This is a genomic window from Kitasatospora sp. Root107, assembly GCF_001424875.1.
Classification (GTDB): domain Bacteria; phylum Actinomycetota; class Actinomycetes; order Streptomycetales; family Streptomycetaceae; genus Kitasatospora.
In genome coordinates this window covers 1-1,395 of the sequence record NZ_LMCT01000070.1, presented here as the reverse complement: position 1 = coordinate 1,395, position 1,395 = coordinate 1, and the positions used below count along the sequence as shown (strand labels likewise).

Annotated in this window: 1 protein-coding gene; it reads left to right on the top strand. The window is 76.1% G+C overall.

Features of this window, described 5'->3' with window-relative positions; translation table 11 throughout:
- Positions 1 to 113: 113 nt before the first annotated feature.
- On the top strand, positions 114 to 1,268 hold the full coding sequence (locus ASC99_RS33435; protein WP_057239240.1) for an AAA family ATPase: 1,155 nt from the start codon (positions 114 to 116) through the stop codon (positions 1,266 to 1,268).
- The last annotated feature ends 127 nt before the right edge of the window (positions 1,269 to 1,395 follow it).

Genomic DNA, 1,395 nt, shown 5'->3' with positions numbered 1-1,395 from the left:
CTTCGAGCAGCTCAAGGTCAAGCGCGCCCGGCGCCGCTGACCCTCCGTCAGCCGGGGTGCGGCACCCGCCGCGCCCCGGCTCCTCACCGCCCCGACTTCCCGAGGAATTCCCCATGACCAGCACCACCGACCAGGCGCGGCAGGTCCTGCCCGCCGAGGAGCGGTACGCCGCCGAACTCGCCTTCCTCGCCGCCCACGACGACGGCCCCCGCCCGCCCGGCTGGGCGCTCACCCCGAACGCGGTGGTCACCTTCGTCTGCGGCAGCGCGGACACGCTGACCCTGACACCGGCCCGCCGCCGCGACGGCGCGCTGCCCGCCAAGCTGGTGATCGCGCCGAAGTTCGTCGGCGAGCGGGCCCTGGTGGAGCGCTGCGTGGTCACCCTGGCCGGCGAACGCGGCCTGCTGCTGGTCGGCGAGCCCGGCACCGCCAAGTCGATGCTCTCCGAACTGCTGGCCGCCGCCGTCAGCGGCACCAGCGAGCTCACCGTGCAGGGCACCGCGGGCACCACCGAGGACGCCTTCCGCTACGGCTGGAACTACGCGCTGCTGCTCGCCCAGGGCCCGACCCCGCAGGCCCTGGTCGCCTCACCCGTGCTCACCGCGATGCGCAGCGGCCGGGTGGCCCGGATCGAGGAGGTCACCCGCTGCCTGCCCGAGGTGCAGGACGCGCTGGTGTCGATCCTCTCGGACCGCCGGGTCAGCATCCCCGAGCTGGCCGGCACCCCGGACGCGACCGCGCCCGCCGCGCCCGGCTTCACCGTCATCGCCACGGCCAACCTGCGCGACCGGGGCGTCTCGGAGATGTCCGCCGCGCTCAAGCGGCGGTTCAACTTCGAGACCGTCCACCCGATCGCCGACGCGGCCGCCGAGACCGAGCTGGTCCGGGGCCAGGCCACCGCCGCCGTCCAGCGGGCGGGCGCCGCGTTCGGCGTCGACGACGCCGTCCTGGACGCCCTGGTGACGGTCTTCCGCGACCTGCGGACGGGCCGCTCCGCCGAGGGCTGGGACGTCGAGCGGCCCGGCACGGTGATGTCCACCGCCGAGGCCGTGCACGTCGCGGCCTCGCTCGGGCTGGCCCGCGCCTACCTGGCCGGCGGCGACGCCCTCGACCTGATGCCCGGTCACCTGCTGGGCGCCGTCCGCAAGGATGACCCGGCCGACCACGCCCGTCTGCTCGGCTACTGGGACGGCCCGGTGCGGCGCCGCGCCGAGGACGGCTCCGCCCTGTGGCGCCGCCTCTGGGACCTGCGGGAGAACCTGCGGTGACGAGCACTCAGACCGACCCGCGCGACGCCCTGGCGCAGCTCACCGACCCGGCAGGCCCGTACCTGATCGGCGTCCGGCACCACAGCCCCGCCCTGGCCGCGGTGGTCCCGGCGCTGCTGGCGCTGCT

Coding starts and splice junctions, on each gene's coding strand:
- ASC99_RS33435 (WP_057239240.1), top strand. CDS start 114: ATGACCAGCACCACCGACCAGGCGCGGCAGGTCCTGCCCGCCGAGGAG.